At 58.0% G+C, this 4,474-nt stretch carries 9 protein-coding genes; all 9 read right to left on the bottom strand.

Going from position 1 to position 4,474, the window contains the following annotated elements:
- The coding region (locus VSS37_RS15200) for a hypothetical protein (protein WP_445971494.1) at nucleotides 1–243 on the bottom strand (243 nt) is incomplete at its 3' end.
- On the bottom strand, nucleotides 212–1,936 hold the full coding sequence (locus VSS37_RS15195) for a terminase large subunit (RefSeq protein ID WP_324696575.1): 1,725 nt from the start codon (nucleotides 1,934–1,936) through the stop codon (nucleotides 212–214). The genes VSS37_RS15200 and VSS37_RS15195, both read right to left, overlap by 32 nt.
- Nucleotides 1,923–2,330 carry a P27 family phage terminase small subunit gene (locus VSS37_RS15190; protein WP_324696573.1) on the bottom strand — a complete coding sequence of 136 codons (408 nt, stop codon included), beginning with the start codon at nucleotides 2,328–2,330 and terminating at the stop codon, nucleotides 1,923–1,925. Before VSS37_RS15190 ends, VSS37_RS15195 begins: the two co-directional genes overlap by 14 nt.
- Complete coding sequence (locus VSS37_RS15185) at nucleotides 2,327–2,566, bottom strand: HNH endonuclease (protein WP_324696571.1); 240 nt, start codon at nucleotides 2,564–2,566, stop codon at nucleotides 2,327–2,329. Before VSS37_RS15185 ends, VSS37_RS15190 begins: the two co-directional genes overlap by 4 nt.
- A 77-nt stretch (nucleotides 2,567–2,643) precedes the next feature.
- A complete protein-coding gene (locus tag VSS37_RS15180; protein ID WP_324696569.1) occupies nucleotides 2,644–2,940 on the bottom strand; it encodes a hypothetical protein in 297 nt (98 codons plus the stop codon).
- Nucleotides 2,922–3,248 carry a hypothetical protein gene (locus VSS37_RS15175; protein ID WP_324696568.1) on the bottom strand — a complete coding sequence of 109 codons (327 nt, stop codon included), beginning with the start codon at nucleotides 3,246–3,248 and terminating at the stop codon, nucleotides 2,922–2,924. The genes VSS37_RS15180 and VSS37_RS15175 overlap by 19 nt, the downstream gene beginning before the upstream one ends.
- Before the next feature lie 3 nt (nucleotides 3,249–3,251).
- Nucleotides 3,252–3,779, bottom strand: a complete 528-nt coding sequence (locus VSS37_RS15170) for a glycoside hydrolase family 108 protein (protein ID WP_324696566.1) — start codon at nucleotides 3,777–3,779, stop codon at nucleotides 3,252–3,254.
- On the bottom strand, nucleotides 3,776–3,970 hold the full coding sequence (locus tag VSS37_RS15165; RefSeq protein WP_324696565.1) for a hypothetical protein: 195 nt from the start codon (nucleotides 3,968–3,970) through the stop codon (nucleotides 3,776–3,778). Before VSS37_RS15165 ends, VSS37_RS15170 begins: the two co-directional genes overlap by 4 nt.
- Before the next feature lie 105 nt (nucleotides 3,971–4,075).
- On the bottom strand, nucleotides 4,076–4,474 hold a 399-nt coding region (locus VSS37_RS15160; protein ID WP_324696564.1), incomplete at its 5' end, for a hypothetical protein.

Here is a 4,474-nt window from a genome sequence, read left to right as displayed (position 1 = left end):
ATTGACGCGCACATCAGCGCGGGCGGTGTCGTATACCCGCAATGGCATACTGGCAATAGTCCCCGCGATGACCCGCACCGCACGGTACACGGCACTGAATGTCTGGGCAGTTTCTGGCGTCACCATCACCCCGGCATGGATGCTGCTTGCACCCGACAGGGAGCGGATGTCCTGTATGCTGACTTCCTGCCCTTGCGCCCTTACCCTGCCCCTACGGGGATGGGCGGCTGTGCGTTTTCTCAAATCGCTGTACTCCAGTCACATCAACATAATCGTCTTCAATGGCCAGCACCCCGGCAAAAGCTGTGATCATCGCCACTGCCGCATCAATCTTCTGGTCACGGTTCTGTTTGCGCGGGAACAGGTTCCCGTTGGAATCTTCCCGCGTCACCACGTTGGACAGCATCCAGCGCAGTGCAGGGTCTCCCGTGTGGTGGATGCGTCCCGCCAGTATCAGGGCATCAATCCACTTCATTGGCTCACTTAGGTAGCGCGTGGTCTGCGGGACTTCCATCACCGGCGCACCGTCTTCCATCAGGTTCAGCGCCATCTGGGTGGCGTTGTACGGGTCATAACCCAGCTTCCGTGACCGGGTGCAGTACCTGTGCAAGGCCATGATGTCTTCCTGTATGGCGGTGAAGTCTGTCACTTCGCCTGCCGTTGCTACGATGGCTTCCTGTGCCACCCAGCCCGCGTAATAGCGGTTGCCGTTTTCAGTATCCAGCACTGCCCGTTCCGGCACATAGCTGGTCTGGAAAACATAATAGTGGTCTTGCCCATCCCTGCCACGCCGCACATAAACCCGCACATGGCTTGCCACATCCACCTTGGATGCAAGGTCAAGCCCTTCATACAGGTCGTCATCCCTGAAATCGGCTTCCAGCAGGTCGGGGTCTGCGCATTTGTCCCACCCCGCCATGTCCATCCAGCCAGATGCGCCGGATGTCCAGATATTGAAATGCTTCTGCTTGATGGTGTTTTGCTTGCGTGGGGTGCTGATGGCTGTCCGCACTTGAGCCTCAAGGAATTCGGCATTAACCGATACCCCGTAGTTGGGGTTGGCCTTGGGCAGGTTGGCAAGGTTCTGCCAATCATCATCCGGGTCAAGGCCGTACATCAGCACAAACCGGGTTTCATCCTCCACCTGCCCGTGCAGGATGGCGCGGCATTCCTGCTCATACTGGTAGCAGACACCGCCTTCATTGTCCCCCGCCGTGGTGATCACCAGCAGCAACGGCTGGTCACGCGCCCCCATGCCGGTGCGCATGGTGTCGTACAGCCCGTCAGTGCGGTGCTCATGGTATTCGTCGATGATGGCGCAGTGGGGGCTGGAACCGTCGCCTGGATCTCCGATGACCGGCTCAAACTTGCCGCCGTCCTTGTCAACCACCAGGCTTTCGGCCTTGATCGTCACCCCAAACCGCTTTAACAGGCCGGGTGAACGCTTCGCCATCTGCTTGGCGGGCATGAACACTTCCCATGCCTGCTTCTGCGTCCCCGCCCCGCTGTACACTTCCGCCCCCGGCTCCCGGTCTGCGGTCAGCATGTACAGGCCAATGGCGGCGGCGATGGTGGATTTGCCGTTCTTGCGCGGAATCTTCAGGTACGCTTCACGGTAGCGCCTATTGCCATTGGTGCGGTCAACAAAACCGAAAATAGCAACCAGGATAAATACCTGCCACGGCTCCAGCCGGATGCGGGCATCCTTGCCGATGGTGCGTGCCCACTTGCCCTTGATGTGCGGCAATGCCTGGGCAAACCTGACCACATGGTTGGCGCGGTTGGCGTCCATGACATAACGCCCGTCATTGCGGGCTATGTCTTCGGCAAACTGGCGGCACGCCTGCACCACGTCCTGACAGTTTGCCCTTGACCCCACCAGCACATCCCTCGCATACCCCAAGGCAATGGCGACAGCATCATCAGAGGTCGTCAAACTCACTGTCCGGGGTGGTGTCCGCTGCCGGTATCTTGCTGTTGGCAACCGGCGACAACCCGAACGCCCCCGCGAATTGCAGGAACTGGCGTCGCGCCTGTTGCACGGCCAGTATCTCTGGCGCTGCCTTGCGCTGTTCGCCGTTGCGCCCAACCACGGAATAGAACAACTGGTCAGAAGGTATCTTCTCCAGCTCTTCATCCAGCCGCCGCAGCAACAACTGCGCCCGAACAAGCTCCATCAAGGGTTCCGCAAAGCCGCTGTGGTAGCGGTTCTGGTCTGCCAGCAGTATGGCGTAACGGTTCCACAGCTTGCGTTCCTGCGGCGTGCCTTGCGGTGCAAAGGGCTTGCGTGCCGCTGCTGCCTGTTGCGGTTGTGATTTTGCTTTTGTCATTGCCCTGCCCCCGTCTTTTTGTCATGGCAAGGCTTGCATAGGCTTTGCCAGTTGCCTTCATCCCAGAACAGGCGCTTGTCACCTCGGTGCGGGGTTATATGGTCAACAACGTCGGCAGGCACATACTTCCCGGCAGCAAGGCAACTGGCGCATAACGGGTGATCCTTGATCCATTCCAGACGTGCGCCACGCCATTGCCGGTCATAGCCACGCTGGCACGCCGTCCTGCGCCTCACCGGCTTGCTGGGGATGGGTCTTGCACTGGTTATGCGTGGGTGCTTAAACCGTGGCGGTCGTTGTGGAATGCAACACCTCAGAACCTTGCCAGTGTGCCGCGCATTTCGACGAACACACCATTGAACCCGCCGTGAATGTCAGGCACGTCCACGTCGCTGAAATGGCGTAGCCCTGCCGAAACTGAGCAACCCTGGTACTGATGGGTCAGCATGATTTCAGCAGATGCAATGCTGCTGGCCCCTGCACGCAGGGGGGTGGCCTGGCTGAAGGAACTGCCAGCCTGCAACTGCATCCCGGAACAGCCCGCCAGCAGCAACCCGGCCAACAGCCAGCAGCCTTGCTCACCCATTGCCGCTACTTTTTTCCTGCCCATCGCTCGGCTATCTTCAATATCGAAGAGCGGCCAATTGTTGACGACGCGGCGGCTATCGAGACCGACAGCACATCCGGCATATCCGGGTAAACATACTTGACGGCGGCAAAAACGCCGACTGTGAATATCCCGTTCAATATGCTGGCTGCCGCAATCTCTTTCCATGGCCTATTTATTTCCCTGGCGGCAACCTGCAACAACAGCCCGGCGATTGCGCCAACAAACAGCACAATGCTGAACAGCATGTGCTCGTATAGCTTTGGATGCTCCATTTTGATTGTGTCCCCTGTTTTTAATTTCGCATCCATGTCTCAAATGTTTCTCATACTTTTGACGACCCGGCGAGCCCATCCACGCCCGAAACGGTCAAAACTTTTCAGCCTGGTGTAGTGCTCCAGCTTTTCTGCCAGGAACCACATCTCAACACGGGCAATGCCATTTGCTTCCAATGCGCGGTCAAGCGCTGAAATTGTCGCACTGCCTATCAGTCCGTCATCCGCAACGCCGACGGCACGCTGCAAGAATCTCCGTGCGTTGCCGACGCCAGCATTGACGGCTGCGTCAAACAGCTCAAACACCAAGGCATCGGGGACTTGGTGTGACAGCCCATCCAATTGCCAAATGTCCCAATAGTCACGCTTGTAGATGTCCTTCGCCTGTTCCAGCGTCAGGTTGGCAATGTCCATGTCGCCGTATGTGTTGGCGGCAATGCCGTATTTTGTGCCTTTGAGCTGGCCTTTGCCGATGATGCCAGATGTCCAATTCCCTGGGTCTTGCGGGTCGTTGCTGTATCCGCCTTCGGAGCTGACCAGTTCGGCGAACGCTTGTCCGAAGTTCACTTCCCAACTCCAGACCGCAGGAAGCCGAATGCAAGTGCTTGCCCCAACAGCTGGCCGGGATCGGTTTGTTCCATTCCCGGAACCTCAACGCCAAGCATCTTGGCCAGACCGATCAGCCCCATCAATCCAGCGGTAATGTAGGTTTTTTTTCCCCGTAGGAAGTTCATGTCGTTCCCCTGTTTTCCGCCCATAAAAAAAGCCGCTCCCGGTTTCCCGTAGCGGCTCTTGTGGGATTCATCCCAACGTACCCTAATCATAACTGTTCAGGTCGCGCCCCGCAATTTATTTTATTGCGCTCATGCTGGGCACTGCGGCCAAGCCAGCTTGCGCCGCGCCCTGTACCGCAGGTCTTTTTGTGCCTGAGTCCCAGAGCCGCCCACCTTCGCATAAAAACGCTCCAGCTCGGCGAACTGATACGCCCGCAGCCCGGACAACTGGGCGTGTAGCGCCTCAGCGTCAGCCAGATCAATCTCTAAAGGGTGTGGCGTGCAGTACCCTGATTTTATAGGGTGTGGTGCAAACTGCATCGCGACGTATGTGATGGATGCGCAATGCATGCCGGTGTCCCTATCCTGCTCGGCGATATTGTCCCGATACCACCAGCGGCCCCAATTCCACAAGCGGGCATCAATCGCCCGGATAAGGGCGCGCTGTATGTGTTGCTCAAGCTCCTGTATGCTTGCCCGTTGCATTGC

Origin of the sequence: Candidatus Thiothrix phosphatis, assembly GCF_035668035.1 — a bacterium.
Classification (GTDB): domain Bacteria; phylum Pseudomonadota; class Gammaproteobacteria; order Thiotrichales; family Thiotrichaceae; genus Thiothrix; species Thiothrix phosphatis.
Note: the sequence above shows the minus strand (reverse complement) of the source record. Positions and strands in the feature narration are given on the sequence as shown.

Bases quoted from the DNA above. Each gene is read 5' to 3' on its own strand.
- VSS37_RS15190 (WP_324696573.1), bottom strand. From the start codon at position 2,330: ATGACAAAAGCAAAATCACAACCGCAACAGGCAGCAGCGGCACGCAAG.
- VSS37_RS15180 (WP_324696569.1), bottom strand. From the start codon at position 2,940: ATGGGCAGGAAAAAAGTAGCGGCAATGGGTGAGCAAGGCTGCTGGCTG.
- VSS37_RS15175 (WP_324696568.1), bottom strand. From the start codon at position 3,248: ATGGATGCGAAATTAAAAACAGGGGACACAATCAAAATGGAGCATCCA.
- VSS37_RS15165 (WP_324696565.1), bottom strand. From the start codon at position 3,970: ATGGGCGGAAAACAGGGGAACGACATGAACTTCCTACGGGGAAAAAAA.